The 17,706-nt window shown below is 68.4% G+C and carries 16 protein-coding genes and 1 pseudogene; 6 read left to right on the forward strand and 11 right to left on the reverse strand.

The features are described from left to right. Positions 1–183: 183 nt before the first annotated feature. The 4 genes from ABIB25_RS01705 (at position 184) to ABIB25_RS01720 (ending at position 4,709) form a co-directional block, all read left to right on the forward strand. A complete protein-coding gene (locus ABIB25_RS01705; protein ID WP_354526669.1) occupies positions 184–1,206 on the forward strand; it encodes a LacI family DNA-binding transcriptional regulator in 1,023 nt (340 codons plus the stop codon). Positions 1,207–1,432: 226 nt separating this feature from the next. Beyond that, positions 1,433–3,607: an alkaline phosphatase family protein gene (locus tag ABIB25_RS01710; protein WP_502919718.1), complete on the forward strand. Its 2,175-nt coding sequence runs from the start codon at positions 1,433–1,435 to the stop codon at positions 3,605–3,607. Next, entirely contained in the window at positions 3,604–4,197 is a 594-nt protein-coding gene (locus tag ABIB25_RS01715; RefSeq protein WP_354526670.1) for a hypothetical protein, read from the forward strand. Before ABIB25_RS01710 ends, ABIB25_RS01715 begins: the two co-directional genes overlap by 4 nt. A gap of 188 nt (positions 4,198–4,385) precedes the next feature. Next, a complete protein-coding gene (locus ABIB25_RS01720; RefSeq protein WP_354526671.1) occupies positions 4,386–4,709 on the forward strand; it encodes a hypothetical protein in 324 nt (107 codons plus the stop codon). On the opposite strand, the gene ABIB25_RS01725 is transcribed toward ABIB25_RS01720, so the two are convergent. Further along, a complete protein-coding gene (locus tag ABIB25_RS01725; RefSeq protein WP_354526672.1) occupies positions 4,706–6,850 on the reverse strand; it encodes an acyltransferase family protein in 2,145 nt (714 codons plus the stop codon). The two genes, ABIB25_RS01720 and ABIB25_RS01725, sit on opposite strands and share 4 nt — an antisense overlap. A 142-nt stretch (positions 6,851–6,992) precedes the next feature. On the opposite strand from ABIB25_RS01725, the gene ABIB25_RS01730 reads away from it, so the two are divergent. After that, on the forward strand, positions 6,993–8,792 hold the full coding sequence (locus ABIB25_RS01730) for an acyl-CoA dehydrogenase (protein WP_502919730.1): 1,800 nt from the start codon (positions 6,993–6,995) through the stop codon (positions 8,790–8,792). 22 nt (positions 8,793–8,814) lie between these two features. Here the strand turns inward: ABIB25_RS01730 and ABIB25_RS01735 are convergent, their stop codons facing one another. The 8 genes and pseudogenes from ABIB25_RS01735 to ABIB25_RS01775 form a co-directional block, all read right to left on the reverse strand. Further along, positions 8,815–9,627: an aminotransferase class V-fold PLP-dependent enzyme gene (locus ABIB25_RS01735; protein ID WP_354526674.1), complete on the reverse strand. Its 813-nt coding sequence runs from the start codon at positions 9,625–9,627 to the stop codon at positions 8,815–8,817. 7 nt (positions 9,628–9,634) lie between these two features. After that, positions 9,635–9,916, reverse strand: a complete 282-nt coding sequence (locus ABIB25_RS01740; RefSeq protein ID WP_354526675.1) for a hypothetical protein — start codon at positions 9,914–9,916, stop codon at positions 9,635–9,637. Further along, entirely contained in the window at positions 9,913–10,626 is a 714-nt protein-coding gene (locus ABIB25_RS01745) for an ABC transporter ATP-binding protein (RefSeq protein ID WP_354526676.1), read from the reverse strand. Before ABIB25_RS01745 ends, ABIB25_RS01740 begins: the two co-directional genes overlap by 4 nt. Further along, positions 10,542–11,573, reverse strand: a complete 1,032-nt coding sequence (locus tag ABIB25_RS01750; protein WP_354526677.1) for an ABC transporter ATP-binding protein — start codon at positions 11,571–11,573, stop codon at positions 10,542–10,544. The genes ABIB25_RS01745 and ABIB25_RS01750 overlap by 85 nt, the downstream gene beginning before the upstream one ends. A gap of 58 nt (positions 11,574–11,631) precedes the next feature. Then, a complete protein-coding gene (locus ABIB25_RS01760; RefSeq protein ID WP_354526678.1) occupies positions 11,632–12,159 on the reverse strand; it encodes an ABC transporter permease in 528 nt (175 codons plus the stop codon). After that, the gene (locus ABIB25_RS01765) at positions 12,156–13,847 is read right to left on the reverse strand and encodes an ABC transporter substrate-binding protein (protein WP_354526679.1); all 1,692 of its coding nucleotides are present in this window, start codon (positions 13,845–13,847) and stop codon (positions 12,156–12,158) included. Before ABIB25_RS01765 ends, ABIB25_RS01760 begins: the two co-directional genes overlap by 4 nt. A 72-nt stretch (positions 13,848–13,919) precedes the next feature. Then, the gene (locus tag ABIB25_RS01770) at positions 13,920–14,666 is read right to left on the reverse strand and encodes an amidohydrolase family protein (RefSeq protein ID WP_354526973.1); all 747 of its coding nucleotides are present in this window, start codon (positions 14,664–14,666) and stop codon (positions 13,920–13,922) included. Further along, a pseudogene (locus tag ABIB25_RS01775) lies at positions 14,596–15,000 on the reverse strand (amidohydrolase family protein); the annotation flags it as partial. The gene ABIB25_RS01770 and the pseudogene ABIB25_RS01775, both read right to left, overlap by 71 nt. A gap of 440 nt (positions 15,001–15,440) precedes the next feature. Between ABIB25_RS01775 and ABIB25_RS01780 the strand changes: the two are divergent. Then, positions 15,441–16,064, forward strand: a complete 624-nt coding sequence (locus ABIB25_RS01780) for a hypothetical protein (RefSeq protein ID WP_354526680.1) — start codon at positions 15,441–15,443, stop codon at positions 16,062–16,064. Between the two features lie 142 nt (positions 16,065–16,206). Here the strand turns inward: ABIB25_RS01780 and ABIB25_RS01785 are convergent, their stop codons facing one another. After that, complete coding sequence (locus ABIB25_RS01785; RefSeq protein WP_354526681.1) at positions 16,207–17,040, reverse strand: alpha/beta fold hydrolase; 834 nt, start codon at positions 17,038–17,040, stop codon at positions 16,207–16,209. A 169-nt stretch (positions 17,041–17,209) separates the two neighbouring features. Further along, complete coding sequence (locus tag ABIB25_RS01790; protein ID WP_354526682.1) at positions 17,210–17,662, reverse strand: MarR family winged helix-turn-helix transcriptional regulator; 453 nt, start codon at positions 17,660–17,662, stop codon at positions 17,210–17,212. Between the last annotated feature and the right edge of the window lie 44 nt (positions 17,663–17,706).

Here is a 17,706-nt window from a genome sequence, read left to right on the forward strand (position 1 = left end):
CCAGCTCCTTTGCTGGGCGCATCAGGTGTCCCTGTTGCCGGGATCACGTTGCCGCTATGGTGGCACAGCGCAACGGCTTGCGCAAGCGGTTGCGCGGTATATTGTCCGACAGGGTGATCACGGACCGCCTCATCCCGACTTTTGGTTGGCAGTAGCTGAAGACTTCGAGGAAAAATGAAGACCATGGCCGATGTCGCCCGCGAGGCGGGCGTGTCCGTCTCCACCGTCTCCCACGTGATCAACGAGACCAGGGTGATACGTCCCGAAACCCGGGCACGGGTGCTGGACGCCGTGGAGAAGACCGGCTTCGTCGTCAACACGCTGGCGCGATCGCTGGCCACCTCGACGACGGCCACCATCGGTCTCGCCGTCTCGGCCGTGTCGAACTTCTACTTCGCCGAACTGGTCGCGAGGATCGATGCGGCCGTGCGAGCGGCGGGAAGCACGCTCCTGCTGGCCGACACGCACGAGGACCCAGGGGAGGAACTGAAGATCGTCCAGTCGTTGCACCGCCGCCGGGTCGATGGGATTCTGCTGGCTCCGGTGACGGGCCGGGACGGCGCCGCCCTGCAGTATCTGCGGGACCTGAAGATCCCGGCGACCCTGGTCGATCGCTGCGCTGCCGCCGATTTCGATCAGGTCGGGGTGGAGAACGTCGATTCGACGGCCCGGTTGACGGCACACCTGGCTGCGAAGGGGCATCGGCGCATCGGATTGGTTGCCGGCATCACCGGAATCCAGACCACCATCGAACGCACCAACGGCTACCGGAAAGCGCTCAGATCCAGGAGAATTCGATTCGACCCAGCACTCGTGGTGAGCGGTGAATCGACAGCCGACCGGACCGAAGGCGTCGTCGGGCAGCTGTTGGGCCTGGCCGACCCACCTACGGCACTGGTCGTCGGCAACAACCACATGACCATCGGTGTCCTGCGAGCCCTCAAGGGCCGGGGTCTGCGCGTGCCGGAGGACATGGCCCTTGCCACCTTCGACGACTTCGACTGGGCCGATGTGTTCTCCCCCCACCTGACGGCCATCGCCCAGCCGATCGACCTGATCGCAGGCCGCGCGGTGTCGATGTTGTTCGAGCGCATCGCCGGCTCCGACGGCCCGCCGCGGACCGAGCGGCCGGCGGGTCTGTGGAGGCACCGGGAATCGTGTGGCTGCCGGCCGGGCGAGCAGGAAACGGTGGAAGCAGGGGGATGAGGCCGTCGGGCAGCGATCCGGTGACAGGACCGGCGCACCGACGGGACCCGAGTCTCTTTACCGGATCATTACTGTTGTGCAGCAGTCCCTTTCGTAGCGCCGGATCTTCAAGTGCCGGCCACCCGGAGTTCGCACTCGACCCTTGCTTTCTGGGCCGGTACACAGCAAGCTCCTACCTCGGGCCGGTCCTTTCGCGGTCCTAAGGTCTCACCTCGGGAGCACGCTGATGAGGTTCCGTTCCGAAGCACGTCCGCTCGTACGCAGCGCCGTCGCGCGTCGCTCCAGGTTGCTGGCGATCTCCGCGGTCGCGGCGGTCGGCGTCTCGTTCCTGGCCACCGGGTCGTCGAGTGCATCGGCCACCTCGGCGGCTGCCGTGTCACGGCAGGCCGGGACGACCATCACCAGCACGGGACTGCAGCAGGGGCAGGTCAAACACGTCTGGCTGATCATCCTGGAGAACAAGTCCTACGACGCCACGTTCACCGGCCTGAACCAGAACAGCTACCTGTGGAAGACCCTGCCGAGCCAGGGTGTGCTGCTCAAGAACTACTACGGCACCGGACATTTCAGCCAGGACAACTATCTGTCGCTGGTCGCCGGTCAGGCGCCGCAGCAGGACACCCAGTCCGACTGCAGTGTCGAGGACTTCGACTTCGGGAGCAACTCCAGCATCGTCACCAAGCACAACAGCAACTACGGGCAGGTCGCCTCGCTGGCCAACGTCGCCCAGCCCAGCGGTGCGAACGCTCCGAACGGGACGAACGGCTGCACCTACCCGACCCAGGCGCCGACCTTGTTCAACCAGCTCGATGCGGCGGGCGTCAAATGGAAGGGCTACGCCCAGGACCTCGGCAACCAGGCCGGTCGCGAGGACGCAGCGTGCGGGGGGCCCGGAACGGCGGCCAACAACCCGACGACGAACCCGACCTTCATGAGTGCCACTGCCGCCCATCCGTTCCCGGCCGGGGTCGTGAGTTTCACCGGGGCCCAGGCCAACGACCAGTACGTCGCCAAGCATTTCCCGTTTCCCTGGTTCCACAGCCTGACCGGAACGGTGACCTCGTCCGGGACGACGCGCGGCCTGACCACTCCGGTGCAAGGCGGGACCGACTGCGACGCAGCCCACATCGCCAACCTGGACAGCCCGACCAAGGGGTTGTTCAAGGATCTGCAGAAGTCGTCGACCACGCCGGCATTCAGCTGGATCACCCCGAACAACTGCAGCGACGCCCATGACGCGATCTGCAAGGGCAACAACCTGTCCGGTGCGTTCACCGCGTCCGGGCAGCCCGTCTACCAGTCCGGTGCCCCCGACCCGGAGCTGCTCGCCCCGAAGAACTACACGGGGGGCCTGTACGCCTCGGACCTGTTCCTGCAGTACTACATCCCGATGATCGAGAAGTCGCCGGCGTTCAAGGACGGCGGCCTGATCGACATCACCTTCGACGAGGGCAACCCGCCGTTCACCTACAGCGGCAACAGCTTCAACAACGCGAACGCCTACGGCCCGACGCTGGGGAACAAACCGGACGCGAAGGCCGGGCTGGCCGCAGATCTGGCGGGCGAGAACCTCTTCGGCAGCAACCAGCAGTACGAGCCGACCGGTCCGAACTCCACGCTCGCCAAGGACAAGAACGGCAACCAGCTGTATCCGGGGCCGGGCGACAACGCGTTCATCGACCGCCCACCGGCCTGTACCTCGACCACGCCGGTCATGGTCCCGGCGAACTGCGTCCCCGGGATCGTCCGCGGCGGTTCGGGGAACTCGCCGGCCGCTCGCAACGATGCGGTCGCAGCCGGGGCGTCGACGTCCTACGTCCTGGACAGTGCGATCCTGGCCGACGACACCGGGCGTGCCGTAGTCGACACCGTCGACACCACCGGACCGGGGGGGACCAGCCCGATTCCGGCCAACTCCTTCGTCGGGACGGTGTCCGATACCGGCCCGCAGAAGCCGACGACGCCGACCGGGTCGGTGATCGACGGATCGTTCCAGCTGGTGGATCAGACCGGCTCACCGGTCTCGCCGACCGGACCGGTCAGTGGCATCACGTTGAGCGCCGAGGGGGCACCCGGCTACCTGGCGCCTGGTCAGACAGCCGACCCGCTGTACGACGCCGCCGACCTCACCGCCGGTGGCGGCGACACGGGGAGCGTTCTGATCAGCCCGCTGATCCGTCCCGGCACCAGCACCACCACGTTCTACAACCACTACAGCTGGCTGCGGACGATGGAGGACATCTTCGGTGTCAGCCACGGTGACGACCACACCGCCCTGGCCGCCGGTACTGTCTCCGGAGGCCTGGACGGCAAGGGCCACATCGGTGATGCGGCGCAGGCCGGTCTGGCGCCGTTCGGTCCCGACGTCTTCAACAACGCTCGCATCCGGCAGGACCGTTGACTCTTGCGACGGGTGCCGGGCGGTTCGCCGCCCGGCACCGGGCACTGGCCGCGATCGTGACGGTCGCCGCGCTCGTGCTGTCCGGATGCGCCCCCGCACAGGCCGGACCGGCGGAGGACACCTACGGGTCGCTGCCGACCTTCCTGCCGGTTGCCTCGATCCAACCGGACAGCGTGCTGACCGGAACGACGGAAAGCCCGGCGCTCACGGTGCAGGGTGATGCGGTGCAGGTCCGGCTGGACGGCGGATCGACCGTGCAGGCCACCGTCAGCGGCCCTGACGTGCCCGGCGAGGGGCTGCCCTACGAGACGCCGTCAACCACCTGCACGTTCACGGTCACGCTGACGGGCGCCACCGGAGCCCCGACCGCCATCGCTGTCGCCGACTTCACCACGGTCGACCACCTCGGCACCGTCTACCACCCGGCCGTGGTGCCGGGCAGCCCTGCACCACCCCGCACCATCGCGCCCGGTCAGGCGGTGTCGTTCCAGCTCCGGACGGTGATGATCACCGGTGAGGGCCTCATGCGCTGGGCACCGGGACACCCGCGCATCGTGGCCTCCTGGGACTTCGTGGTGGAGAACGACTGACGCCGTTTTCGCGGGTTGTCCACAGTCAGAGCTCGTCGCAGGCCGACTGTCGGTGCGACCCCATATGGTGAAGTCATGAGCAAGATTCGAAGCAAGGGACGAGCGCGAAGCGAGCATCGCAGCGAGGTACGAGCGAGGGGCGGAGCGCAGCGGGCGATGAGCGCTTGCGCGAAGAGCCAGGATCAAACATGAGCAAAGTGAATGCGATGCAGGCCATGAGGGAGGCGCGGTATGCCGCGCGGAAGCCGGTCACGGCACCCGCCGTTCCGGCCCGCCCGGTACGCGTGGATGTCGCCGCGCCGGTGGACAAGTCGCGTGCGACGGTCGCACCGGACGTCGTGATCAAGGACGTCGTGGTCATGGACGGCTTGGTCGGCGACGCCGCGGCGGACGGGGCTGGTCCGGGCGAGACCGAGGCGACGGAGGAGGCACTCTGCGGGCACCGGAGCATGAACAACCGGATCTGCAAGCGGCCGGCCGGTCATTCGGAGAAGAACCACCGGTACAACTAGCTCTTCATCCATCGCACGACGGTATCGAGGGCCCGCCCGAGGATCGGTGCAAGTGCCTTGCTGTAGGCCTGGGTCAGATGCGTTGCGTCCCGGTAGAGCAAGGTGTCGCGCACGACGACCGGGCACCCGGCCGCGGCACAGAGCCACGGCGTCGGGTCGATCACCGGGACGCCGAGACTCACGACGGCAGCGATGACCGCAGCATGTCGGCCGGCCAGCTGATCGGTGACCGTCACGGTCGGAGTGGCTGACCTGGCGGGGAACTGGCAGGTGGCCGGCGCTTTCACGTGGGCGGCCAGACACACCGGCACGTTCGTCGCCGGTGTCGGGATGTCTGCCAGATACACGACTGTGGGGGCGGCCGCCTGCAGCCTGGCCAGCGTGGTCACCGTCTGCGCTGACCACTCCGCGTTGGAATAGGCAGGTCCGGGCAGCGAATCGCTGCCGGATGCGATGACCAGATCGGGATGCAACGCCGAGATCTTCGCGATCGTGTCGGACCGCCACGCCGGGCACTCGGTGAACGGCCGTTGCAGCTGCGCGTTGGTCAGCAGGACGTCGGCCAGCGGGCAGGCCGCCTTCGTCCAGGACACGAGCTTCCAGCCCTGTGCGATCGCCAGGGTGTTCAGCGCCCCGAACCACTGCTCGGCGTGGGAGTCGCCGTACAGCACCACTGTTCGGGTGCCGGACGGATCGCCGAAAACGCAGGGCGGCTCGGTCGTCACCAGGAAGTCAGCGTTGCAGCCGTTGTTGGTGGTCGGCGGTACGTCATCGACCGCGGCGGTCAGGGATGGCACCAGGTTGGAGGGAAGGTGCGGGGCGGTGTACGCCTCCGTCAACAGCTGGGAGAGCCCGCTGAGGTCGGTGCCGGCCAGGGCCAGCCGGCCGTCCGGCCCGCTGTTGCTGAGTTCGCCCCGGGGGAGCAGCACGATCGTCACGGCCGCCACGGTGACGACGACCGACATCGCGCCACCCAGGATGAAGGCCCGCGGGCGGGAGAAGCGCGTCCGCGCGACACGCTGCTCGATCAGCACGTTGCTCGCCGTGGCCAGGGCGAGCCCGACCACGGCGGCGGCAAGCTTTCCGCCCCAGCCGAGGCCGTCGCCGAGCAACGCCGGCGCCAGCACGATCAACGGCCAATGCCACAGGTACAGGCCGTAGGAGACCCGGCCGACATATTGCACGACCCGGCCCTGCAGGATCCGCTCCACCCCATCGGGATGGCGCCGCGGCCCGGCGGCCAGGACGAGCGCCGCACCACCGACCGGAAGCGCTGCTGCGGCCCCGGGGAATGGCGTCGCGTCGGTGAACACAAACGCCGGCGATACCAGGAGTACCAGACCGACCCACCCGGCGGGCACCGCGATCCGGCCCGGCAGCCGCAGCAGTGCCGGGGTGCCGATCGCCAGGATCGCGCCGACGCCCAGTTCCCAGGCTCTGGTCTGGATCGCGAAGTACGCGAGCGGCGCGTCGATTCGGGTCACCACGACCGACACCACCAGCGACGCCGCCGTGCCCGCCACCGCGAGAGTGCCGATGGCCAGCCGGGTGCGACGGCGGAAGACCAGCGAGACCCCGATGATCAGCAACGGCCAGAAGATGTAGAACTGCTCCTCGACCGCCAGTGACCAGAAGTGTTGCAGCGGCGACGGACTGCCGTCGATGTGCTGGTAGTCGACACCGGCGGCGGCCAACCGGTAGTTCATCAGGTAGAAGGTGCTGAAGATCCCGTCCTTCGCCACCGACGTCGACTGCAGCGGTGGTCCCCAGAGCCGGGCGGCGACGACGGTCACGGCAATCACGACGAGCGCGGAGGGCAGCAGTCGCCGGATCCGTCGCGCGTAGAAGGCGGACAGCGAGAGCCTGCCGGTAGTCAGTCGTTCGGACAGCAGGTGCCCGGTGATCAGGAAGCCCGAGATGACGAAGAAGACATCGACGCCGACGTATCCGCCGGTGACGCCCGGAACACCGCAGTGGTAGAGCACGACCAGCACGACGGCGATGCACCGCAGACCCTGGATGTCCGGCCGGAACCGCCGTCCGGCCAGTTCTGCGGGTTGCGGTTCGGCAGTGACGGTCCTGGTGGCGGCAGAGTTTCCGGCTGCCTCGCGGGTCGGCTCGCCGCCGCTCGTCAGGTCCACCCGCACGATGCTAGGCGGTGGGGCGTGTGGTCCCGGCTCCCTCGAACCGGCCGGCCCGGGCCGCTGCACAAATACACTCGACCAGGGCGACCCGGCGTGGGGAGCGCCGGAGCAAGGAGACGTCGTGCCGCGTTCACTCATCATGTCCCGCCGTGACCTCGAGTTCCTGCTGTACGAATGGCTCGACGTCACGTCGCTGACCGCTCGGCAGCGTTTCGCCGAGCACAGCCGCGAGACCTTCGACGGTCTGCTGGACCTGAGCGAGTCCATCGCCACCGAACACTTCGCCCCGCTCAACCGCCTCGCCGACCAGCAGGAGCCGACCGTCGGGCCGGACGGCAAGGTCGTGCTCATCCCGGAGATCGAGAAGGCCTTGGCGCTCTACGCCGACGCCGGGCTCGGCGCCGGCGTCTTCGATGAAGCACTCGGCGGTCTTCAACTTCCGCTGACCGTGCACCAGGCCGCGAGCATGTACTTCCAGGGCGCCAGCGTCGGCGCCTTCGCCTATGCGTTCCTCTCGGCCGGCAACGCCGGTCTGGTGGCAGCGCACGGCACCGCGGAGCAGGTGGAGAAGTTCGCGAGACCCGTCATCGAGGGCCGTTGGTTCGGCACGATGTGCCTGTCGGAACCGCAGGCCGGTTCGTCGCTCGGCGACATCACCACCAAGGCGCTGCCGCAGGACGACGGGTCCTACCGCCTGCACGGCACCAAGATGTGGATCTCCGGGGGGGATCACGAACTGGGCGGCAACATCGTCCACCTCGTCCTGGCCCGCACCCCGGGCGCACCCGCTGGGGTCAAGGGCATCTCGCTGTTCATCGTCCCGAAGTACCTGGTGGACGACGACGGCACGGTCGGTGAGCGCAACGACGTCGCGCTGGTGGGGCTCAACCACAAGATGGGGTACCGCGGCACCACCAACACCCTGCTGAACTTCGGCGAGGGTCTACGCACCCCGGGCAGTCTGCCCGGCGCCGTCGGGTACCTGATCGGCCAGGAGCATCGCGGGCTGTCCTACATGTTCCACATGATGAACGAGGCGCGGATCGCCGTCGGGGCCGGCGCCGTCGCGCTCGGCTACACCGGCTACCTGCACGCCCTTGACTACGCACAGACCCGGAAGCAGGGCCGCCCGGTGGACGCCAAGGATCCTTCCGCGCCGCCGGTCGCCCTGGTCGAGCACCCCGATGTGCGCCGCATGCTGCTGGCCCAGAAGTCCTACGCCGAAGGTGGTCTCGCGCTCATCCTGTTCTGCGCGCATCTGGTCGACGAGGAACGGACGGCCACCACCGATGACGAACGCGCCCGGTGCCACACCCTCCTGGAGATCCTCACGCCCATTGCGAAGTCCTGGCCGTCGCAGTGGTGCCTGGCCGCCAACGACCTGGCCATCCAGGTCCATGGCGGCTACGGCTACACCCGCGACTACGCGGTGGAGCAGTACTACCGGGACAATCGGCTGAATCAGATCCACGAGGGCACCCACGGCATCCACGCGTTGGATCTGTTGGGCCGCAAGGTGATCATGGACGGCGGGGCCGCGCTCAGGCTGCTGGTGGAGACGATCGGCGCAACCCTCTCGCGAGCCAGGGGAGCCGGGCCGGCCGGTGGCCCCCTAGAGCTGGCCGATCAGCTCGACGCGGCACTGGGGCGGCTGGTCGAGGTGACCGCGCGGCTCTGGGAGGGGCGTGACCCGGCGGTGGCGCTGGCAAACGCCACCCTCTACCTCGAGGCGGCCGGACACATCGTCGTGGCATGGATCTGGCTCGAGCAGGTTCTCACAGCAGGCGCAGCCGACGAGAGCGATGGTCACTTCTACGGGGGCAAGAGGGCTGCGGCAGCGTACTTCTACCGTTTCGAGCTGCCAACGGTCTACTGGCGCCTCGACCTGCTGGCCTCGCTGGACCGGACCACGCTGGATCTGGACCCCGCGTCTCTGTAGGGCTCCGCCTGCCTGAGCCTCGTCAGCCCGCCCAGGCCTGCCGGGCGGCGGCGACGGCGTCCAGCGTCCGCGGCGGGACCGGGCCCAGCGCCTTCCCGAGCGCAGCGAGGTCGGCGATGATCAGCTCCAGATCGGCACTGCGCCCGGTGTGATTGACCCGAAAGGTGCTGTGGGACAACGAGCCCGGCGCCGGCCCGATCAGCCGGGAACCGGCCGCACGTGTCGCGGCGACCAGGTCGGCGACGGTCCAGCCGTCCGGCACGGCCACGGTCGTCACGACCGCCGCTGCGGTGGCGTCCTCCGCGATCCACGGCGTCAACCCCAGTATCCGCAGTCCGGCCCTGGTCGCGGCGGCGGCTGCCCGGTGGCGGTGGATCACCCGGTCGAGGCCCTCGGACGACACCCGGGCCACTGCCTGACCCAAGGCCGCGGTCTCCAGCGACGCGGGGGTGCCCAGGATCGTCGATCGCCCGGTGGCCAACCAGCCGTCGCGGAGGTCCAGCAGCGAGAGAATCGACTCGCGCGGGGCGGAAGCGTTGCGCTCCATCCTGTCCCAGGCCCGAGGGCTGACGAAGAGTGCGGAGACGCCGGCCGGTCCGGCCAGCGCCTTCTGCCCGCCGATCGCCACCACGTCGGCCTGCCAGTGGTCAGGTGTCACCGGGTGGGCACCGACGGAGGCGACGGCGTCGACCACGAGCAGGGCGCCATGGCCGGCCACGATGGTGGCGATCTGGTCCATCGGGTTCGCGCCGCCGGTCGCCGCCTCCGCGTGCACCACCGCGACCAGATCGAAAACGCTTGTTGACAGTGCGTTTTCGACCTCGGCGGCCGTCACACTGCGGTCATAGGGCACGTCCACCGAGGTGACGTCGGATCCACCCGAGGCCAGCCATCGGCCGAACAGAGCCCCGTACGGCCCGGTTACGATGTTCAGCGCGGGAACCCCGCTGCGCCAGGCCTCTTGCCGTCGCCTCCAGAGCGACGATGGCCTCGCCCTGGATCAGCAGGACATCGCCGGTGGTGTCCAGCAGACCTGCGACGGCATCCTCGACGGCGGCGACGTCGGCCGCCCCCACCACGGGTCGGTCGAGCAATCCGCCGTGATCGCCGGGCACCACTGTCATGTCGCGTCCACGTCCATCGGGAATTCGTCCGCGAACAGCCGGGGGACCGCCGCGACCAGGGCCCGGGTGTACTCCGAGCGCGGATGGTCGATGACCTGCGTGGCGATGCCGGTCTCGACGACCTCGCCGTCGAGCATCACCGTGACGTCGTCGCAGAGGTGACGGACCACGGCCGGGTTGTGCGAGATCACCACGATCGACAGCCCGAGTCGGTCGCGCAGCCCGAGCAACAGGTCGAGCACAGCGGCCTGGATCGAGACATCGAGAGCTGACGTGGGTTCGTCGGCGACCAGCACGGTGGGTTCTACCGCCAGCGCCCTGGCGATGGCGATCCGTTGCCGCTGCCCTCCGGAGAACTGCCCGGGATAGCCGTCCAGCGCGGACGCGGGGAGCGCGACCTGATCCAGCAGCTCCAGACAACGGGCCTGGGCCCGCGGTTTGGACAGCCCTTGGACCAGCCGGAGCAGTTCGGTCAGGGTCTGCCGCACCGTCATCCGCGGGTCGAGCGAGGAGTACGGATCCTGGTAGATCATCTGGATCGCGCTCAGCTCGTCCCTGGTGCGCCTGGCCGGGAGCACGCGGCCGCCGAGGAAGACCTCGCCGGCGTCGGGGCGCAGTTGCCCGGTCAACACCTTCGCCAGCGTGGTCTTGCCGGAGCCTGACTCACCGACGATGCCGTGGATCCGTCCGACCCCCACCTCCAGGTCCACACGCTCACAGCCCGCACCGCGGCCGACGCCGAACCGTAGGTGACGTCGATGTTCCGCGCCGCCAACCGGAGTGGCGTCCGGGCGGCGGACGTCGGAAGGACGGCCGGATCGATGGGCCGGACCACCTCCCGGGACGCCGGCAGTTCCAGCACCGCGTCCAGAAGTTGGCGGGTGTAGGGCCGCTCGGGATTCCGCAGCACCGCGTCGGTGCTGCCAGCCTCGACGCCCGCACCGGACCGCATCACGACGATGCGGTCCGCCATCGAGCTGACCACGGCCAGATCGTGGCTGACGAAGATCATCGACAGGCCCGACTCCTCGCGCAGACCCGAGAGCAGGTCGAGGATCTCGGCGGCGATGGTGACGTCCAGCGCCGTGGTCGGCTCGTCGCAGAGCAGGATCTCCGGCCGGCAGGCCAATGCCATCGCGATGACCGCCCGCTGCCGCTGTCCGCCGGACAGCTGGTGGGGATAGGCGCTCGCCCGACGTTCCGGATCCGGGATCCGCACCGATCGCATCAGGTCGAGGGCGGTGGCCCTCGACGCCCGCCGGGATTCGCCGAACACCCGACGCGGCACCTCGGCGATCTGGTCGCCGATGCTCATCACCGGGTCGAGAGCGGCCAGCGGATCCTGGAAGACCATCGCCAACCGCCGCCGGCGGGCGGCCCTGACCCCGCGGCCGGCCAACGGGATGTGGGTGCCGCTCATCGTGAGCGAACCGGACGTGACGCGCGCCGACGACGGCAGCAGCCCCATCAGCGCCCGGAGGGTCACGCTCTTGCCGCTCCCGGACTCGCCGACGATGCCAAGGGTGCTTCCGGCAACGAGTTCGAGATCGACCGAGCTGACCACCTCGCGGCGTTCGCCGCCGGCCGGGAAGGTGACCGTGAGCGCCCAGAGCTGCAGCGCTTCGTGATTTTTGCGCGCCCGGACAGCCGCCGTCACCGCCGCACCCGCCAGACGTCTGCGAGCCCGTCGCCCAGCAGACTGAAGCCGAGCCCGGTCAGCACCACGGCAAAGCCGGGCATGGCCGGCAACAACCACTTGCGCCGAACACGACGATCAGCAGCAGGCCGACCCAGAGTGCGGGCAACCCGGCGCCGATGGACGGGATGATCCGGATGACCTGGTCGGCCGCCCGGTCCTTGCGGACCGCCGCCCAGGTTGCCAGCGGTACCGTGACCAGCAGGCAGAACAGGCCGGCCAGCACCACCAGTTCCAGGGTGACGCCGATCCGGGGGAAGATCAACGACCGGGACGGCACCTGGTAGAAGAGCGAGTCGCCGGTGTCGCCCTTGGTCACCAGGCGGCCGACGAACGAGCCGAACTGCGTCCACAGCGGTCGATTCAGCCCCCACTGCGCCCGCAGCGCGGCCACCGCGCCCGGCGTGGCCCGGTTGCCCAGCATCGTCTGTGCCGGATCGCCCGGGATGAGATGCAGCAGCAGGAAGGTCACGATCACGACGCCGACGACGACGCCCACCTCACTGAGCAGCCGGCGCCCCACGTAGCGGAAGGTCTCCCGGGTCATGAAACCTTGACGTTCTCCAGACGGACCGCGCCGGCCGGGTTGACCTCGAAGCTGGTGACCTTGGTGCTGGAGGCTTTCAGAGCGGGCGGGTAGACCAGCGGCACGTACGGGGCGTCGTCGGCGACGGTCTGCTGGATCTGGCGGTAGAGGGCCCTGCGCTTGGTGTCGTCCAGTTCGGCCTGGGCCTTGGTGACAAGGGCGATGGCCGCCGGGTTGTGGTAGCCGGTCCAGAAGGACGTCGACCCGCCGTTGACGTCGTCGATCTGGAAGGAGGCCATCTCGTCCGGATCGCTGATGTCGTTGATGGCGTTGTTGATCATGATCTCGTAGTCGAACTTGAGGAAGGCAGCCTTGTAGGCGGCGGTCTCGATCGACCGGATCTTCACCGTGATGCTGATGGCCTTCAGGGCCTCCTGCAGGATCTGCGCCATCTGGTTCCAGTTCTGGTCCGACGACGGCACCAGGATCTCGGTGGTGAATCCGCTCGCAGACTTGGACTGGGCCATCTCGGCCTTCGCCGCGGCGACGTCGTGGCCCAGCACCGTGATGGTGCCGTCGTAGTACTGAAGGCTCGGCGGGAAGAACGAGTCCGCGGGTGCTGCGGTCCCGAACGTCGCTGCCTGGGAGATCTGCTTGCGGTTGACCAGGTGCGAGATCGCCCGCCGCACATGACGATCGGCGAACTGGGCGACCTTCTCGTTGAACAACAGCAGATCGACCGACCACTGCGGTCCATTGAGCAGGGTGAGTGCGGAATTACCCTTGATGTCCCCGACGTTCGCCGCCGGGAAGGAATCGATGACGTCGACCTGGGCGCCCTGGAGCTGCTGGAGCAGCTGGTTGTCGTCGCTGACGATGCTGAACTCGACGCCGTCCAGGTAGGGAAGCCCGGTCTGCCAGTACTTCTCGTTCCGGGCCAGCACCACGGTGCCGCCCTTCGTCCACGACTTCAACACGAACGGCCCTGTCCCGATGGGCGCGGCGAAAAAGGCGGCCGCGCTCTTGCCCTGCAGCTTGTCCGGCACGATCGAGTTGGAGAACGCCGAGATGTCCGAGATCAACGGCACCCACGGTTGTTTCAGTGCGACGACCACCGTCAGCTCGCCGGTGGCGGTGACGCTGGAGATAGCGCTGTCCAGAAACGACAGCGGGCCGTCCTTGTCGTCACGCGCCCGCAGGATGGAGGACGCCACGTCCTTGGACGTCAGGGGTGATCCGTCGGAGAAGGTGACGCCTTTGCGCAGGGTGAAGGTGTACGTCAGGCCGTCGGCCGACACCGTGTGGCCGGCCGCCAGATGCGGCTGCAGCGCGCCTTTCACATCGGTGATGTAGAGCGGTTCGAAGATCTGGTTCAGGGTGTAGACGTCACCGGCCACGATGACGGCCGCCGGGTCGAAGTTCGTGGGGCCGGTCGTCCGCGCGTACTTGAGCGTCCCGCTGCCGCCACCGCCCGTCGTCGCCGGTGCGCCGGTGGAGGAGCCAGCGCCGCCCGACGAGGCCGCGCCCGTGGTGAAGGATCCGCTCGCCGGAGTCGATCCGGCGGCGGTCGTCGGCGTCGTGGAGGTGGAGGCCTGACCGATCGGGGTGCTCGGCGTCGAGCAGGCGGCCAGGATCGGCGTGATGATCATCAGGCCGGCGCTGCCGACTCCGAAACGCAACAGCTGGCGGCGGGACATGAGCTGGGACATGGTGTTCAACCTTCTCGACTGGATGAAGACGTCATTCTGGACGTGCGGTTCTGGGGTTCGGATGGCCCGTCGTCACGGCGGCGGCCGGACGAGAAGTCCCCGCAGGAAGACCTCACCCACCGAGTCGGGGTCGGTGAAGATCTCCGGATCGCTCGGGTCGACGTCGAGCACGATCGCATCCAGCCGGCGACCGACCGTCAGCCGTCCGGTGACGTCGCCGACGCCGCAGAGGTCCGCGCCGTTCGCCGTCGCGGCGAGCAGGGCCTGCACCGGACTCAGCCCGGCTCCGACGAGTTCGGTGATCTCCCCGAGGTTGCGGCCGTGCATGTCGCGATGGGCGAAGTCGGTGCCCAGCGCGATGGGCACACCGGCCGCCCGGGCGATGCGCACCGCCTCGACCAGGGTCTGCCCGGCGGCGATGGCACGGGCGGTGGCTGCCGGTGGCAGGCTTCCGGGAATTGCGGCCTGCGCGGCCAGATGACGGTAGATGCCAAGGGTGGGGACGAGAAAGGCGCCGGCAGCGGCCATGTCGGCAGCGTCGGCCTCGGTCAGCCAGATTCCGTGCTCGATCGACCGGGCACCGGCGGCCACCGCCGTCCCGATCGCCGGACCGCCGAGGGCGTGCACCATCACGGGTTTGCCGCGACGCCCCGCCTCGGTGACGGCGACACCCAGTTCGTCGGCGCTGAACTCCGGGTTCGAAGTGGCCGTCGCCGGCCGAGAGGACCCCGCCGGTGGCCATGATCTTGATCCAGTCGGCGCCGCTGCGCAGGATCGTCCTGACCACCCGACGCATCTCGTCGACGCCGTCAGCCAGATGCGGCGGGCGGCCGACGTAGTCCGGGATCATGCCGTCGGTGGGGAGCTCGAGGCCGACGCCGGCCAGGAATCCGTCACCGTGGCCGCCGGTCTGACTGACCGGGACGACGCTGACCTGCAACTCCGGGCCCTGCGCGAGGCCGGCTGCGATGGCATCACGGACGCCGGCGTCAAGACCGCCGGCATCACGCATCGGGGTGACCCCGGCGTGCAGCGCCTTCCGGAGCCCGTCCAGCGTCTCGGCGATGCGGTAGCTGTAGGGGGTGGACAGCTGCTCCCAGCCGTCGAAGCTCTGGGTCACTGCGTGCACGTGGGTGTCGACAACGCCCGGCATCAGCCATCGACCGGCCAGGTCGAGGTCGGGATGCTCCGGGTCGATCGGCAGGTGGGGCGCGATCGCCGTGATCAGGCCGTCGCGGACAGCGATGTCGAGGGGACCGACGAAGTCACCGGTGCCGTCGAGGACGAACGGTTGCCGGAGGGTGAGGCTTCGGCCCGGCAGGGCCGCGCTGCTGCGTATGCGCCGACCTTCCACCGTGCCCGGTCGTCCTGCCACCGTGCACCGCCTTCCAGAGCTGCCGGTCAGCAAGCCGGACCTGTGCGCTGACACTCTGGAGCTCGCCCGAGCACAACCAAGCCGGGCGAATCACTGGCGCTCCGGCCCGGTGACGGGGGTCACCGCACGTAGAGTCGGAAGGGCGCTGGCGGCCGGACAGACCCGACCGGCAGTCCCGATGACCACAGCATCTCTACCGATGACGACAGGGATACCTCATGCGACTGCCCGGACCCACCGATCTCCTCGCCCTGGCCGGCAGGGGTTTCGAAGCCGCCGAGAAGGCCATCGCCCTGGTCCCGAGGCTGGTGGTGATCGTCGGTGAGGTCGAGCAGCTGATGGCGACGGTGCGCAAGGTCGTCGCCGACATCCAGACCGTGCAGACGCGGGCGGCGGCGGTCGTCGGGCGCACCGAGACCGTGGTGACCAGGGCGGAGACCGTCGTCGGACGGACCGAGAAGCTGACGGCGGCACTGACCCCGCTGCTGGACCGCTTCCAGCCGACGCTGGACAAGCTCGAGCCGATGGTGGCTCACCTGGCCGCCACCACGAGCCCGGTAGAGATCGACGCTATCGTGAAGCTGGTCGACACCCTGCCGGACGTAGCGGCCAAGATGCAGACCGACATCCTGCCGATCCTGGACACGCTCGGCACCGTCGCGCCGGATCTGCGCGACCTGCTCGACGTGTCCAGGGAGCTCAACGAGATCCTCGGCGCGGTGCCAGGTCTCGGCCGCATCAAGAAGCGGATCGAGGAACGTCAGGAGCAGGAGGACGAGGCCCGCGCCGACGAGTACCGGGCGAACGAGATCCCCCCGGCCGAGCCCGCCCGGCAGAACTGACCCGTCAGGCGACTGGGCTCCGTGGCTCGCTGGCCCCGTTTCCCCGTCGAGCGGGGACCACAACTCCGACAATTCGGACGCAAAGGGGATTTTTGCTCCCCACAAGTCGGGGGGACACGGCCGAATCCAGGTCCCGGAGAACTCAGCCGTTGATGAAGTCCAGCAGCGCCGAGTTGAACTCGTCGACGTGGCTCGCGTTGATCGCGTGCGGACCACCCTCGATGAGGACGAGCTTGGCGCCGGTGATGGTCTCGGCCGAGAGCTTCCCACTGACCTCGAACGGGACGACGGCATCGGAATCGCCGTGGATGACGAGCGTCGGCACGGTGACCTTCGCGATGTCGCCGCGGAAGTCGGTGGTGCCGAAGGCCGTGACGCAATCGCTGGTGCCCTTGGGGGAGGCGAATGCCGCGATGTCACGGGCGTAGACGCGCTGCTGCTCGCTCACGGTGAGCTTGTCGCCGGCGGTGAAGAAGTTGGTGGTGAACTGGTCGAGGAAGGCGATTCGGTCGGACTTGATCGCGCCCTGGAAACCGGCGATGGTGGCGTCGTCCAACCCGCCTTCCGGGTGCTCGTCGGACTTGTAGAGGAACGGCGGCACGGCGGCGGCCAGGACGGCCTTCGCGATGCGGGAGGGGCCGTAGGTGCCGATGTACCGGACCACCTCGCCGCCGCCCATGGAGAACCCCACCAGGGTGACCTCGGTCAGGTCCAGGTGGGTGAGCAGGGCGTCCAGGTCGGCCGCAAAGGTGTCGTAGTCATAGCCGCTCCACGGCTGGGAGGACCAGCCGAAGCCGCGGCGATCATAGGTGATGACCCGGTGACCGGCCTCGATCAGCGCCGGCACCTGGTTCTCCCACGAACGACCGCTCAGCGGCCAGCCGTGGATCAGGACTACAGGGGTGCCGGCCCCGAGATCTTCGTAGTACAGCTCGATCGGGGCGCCGTTCTCGTTGCCCACCGTCAGCTTGGCCATGGTCAGTCCTCCTCGTGATGATCCCCGCTGGGATCACTGTGATGATCTCTGTGGTTGGTTCGATGTTCTGGAACTTCCGCCAACGTAGTCCTCCCAATTCAATCGCGCACGACGTAATCATGAATTGCAGGGGTGAGAAGGGCTACCGAGAGACCGGGAATGAAGTCGACTAGTGGCGTGTGGACAGCAGAGTCGTCGCAAGCGTCCGGAGCTGCTCGACCAACTCGTCCTGCTGCTGCATGGAAAGACCCGTGGCATCGCAGATCTCGGTCGAAACTCCGGCGGATCGCCGCTGCAGGGTGCGTCCGCTACGGGTGAGGCCGACGATCACCGAACGCTCGTCCTCGGTGTCCCGCGTCCGGCTGACCAGGCCCATCGTCTCCAGCCGCTTGAGCAGTGGGGAGAGCGTCGAGGACTCGAGGCTCAGACGTGATCCGATCTGACCGACCGACGAGGCACCGTCCTCCCACAACAGCATCATGACCAGATACTGCGGGTAGGTGAGGCCGAGTGTGGAGAGCGGTTCTCGGTAGCGTGCCGTCATCGCCCTGGATGCAGTGTAGAGCGCGAGACAGAGTTTGTCGTCGAGCGCCAGCGCCTCTGCGGTTGACGAATCGGTCATCCTTCCACCATAGGCGCGCCGCTTCGCCCGTGTGATCGATCGGG

This window comes from Nakamurella sp. UYEF19 (assembly GCF_040546275.1).
GTDB lineage: Bacteria > Actinomycetota > Actinomycetes > Mycobacteriales > Nakamurellaceae > Nakamurella.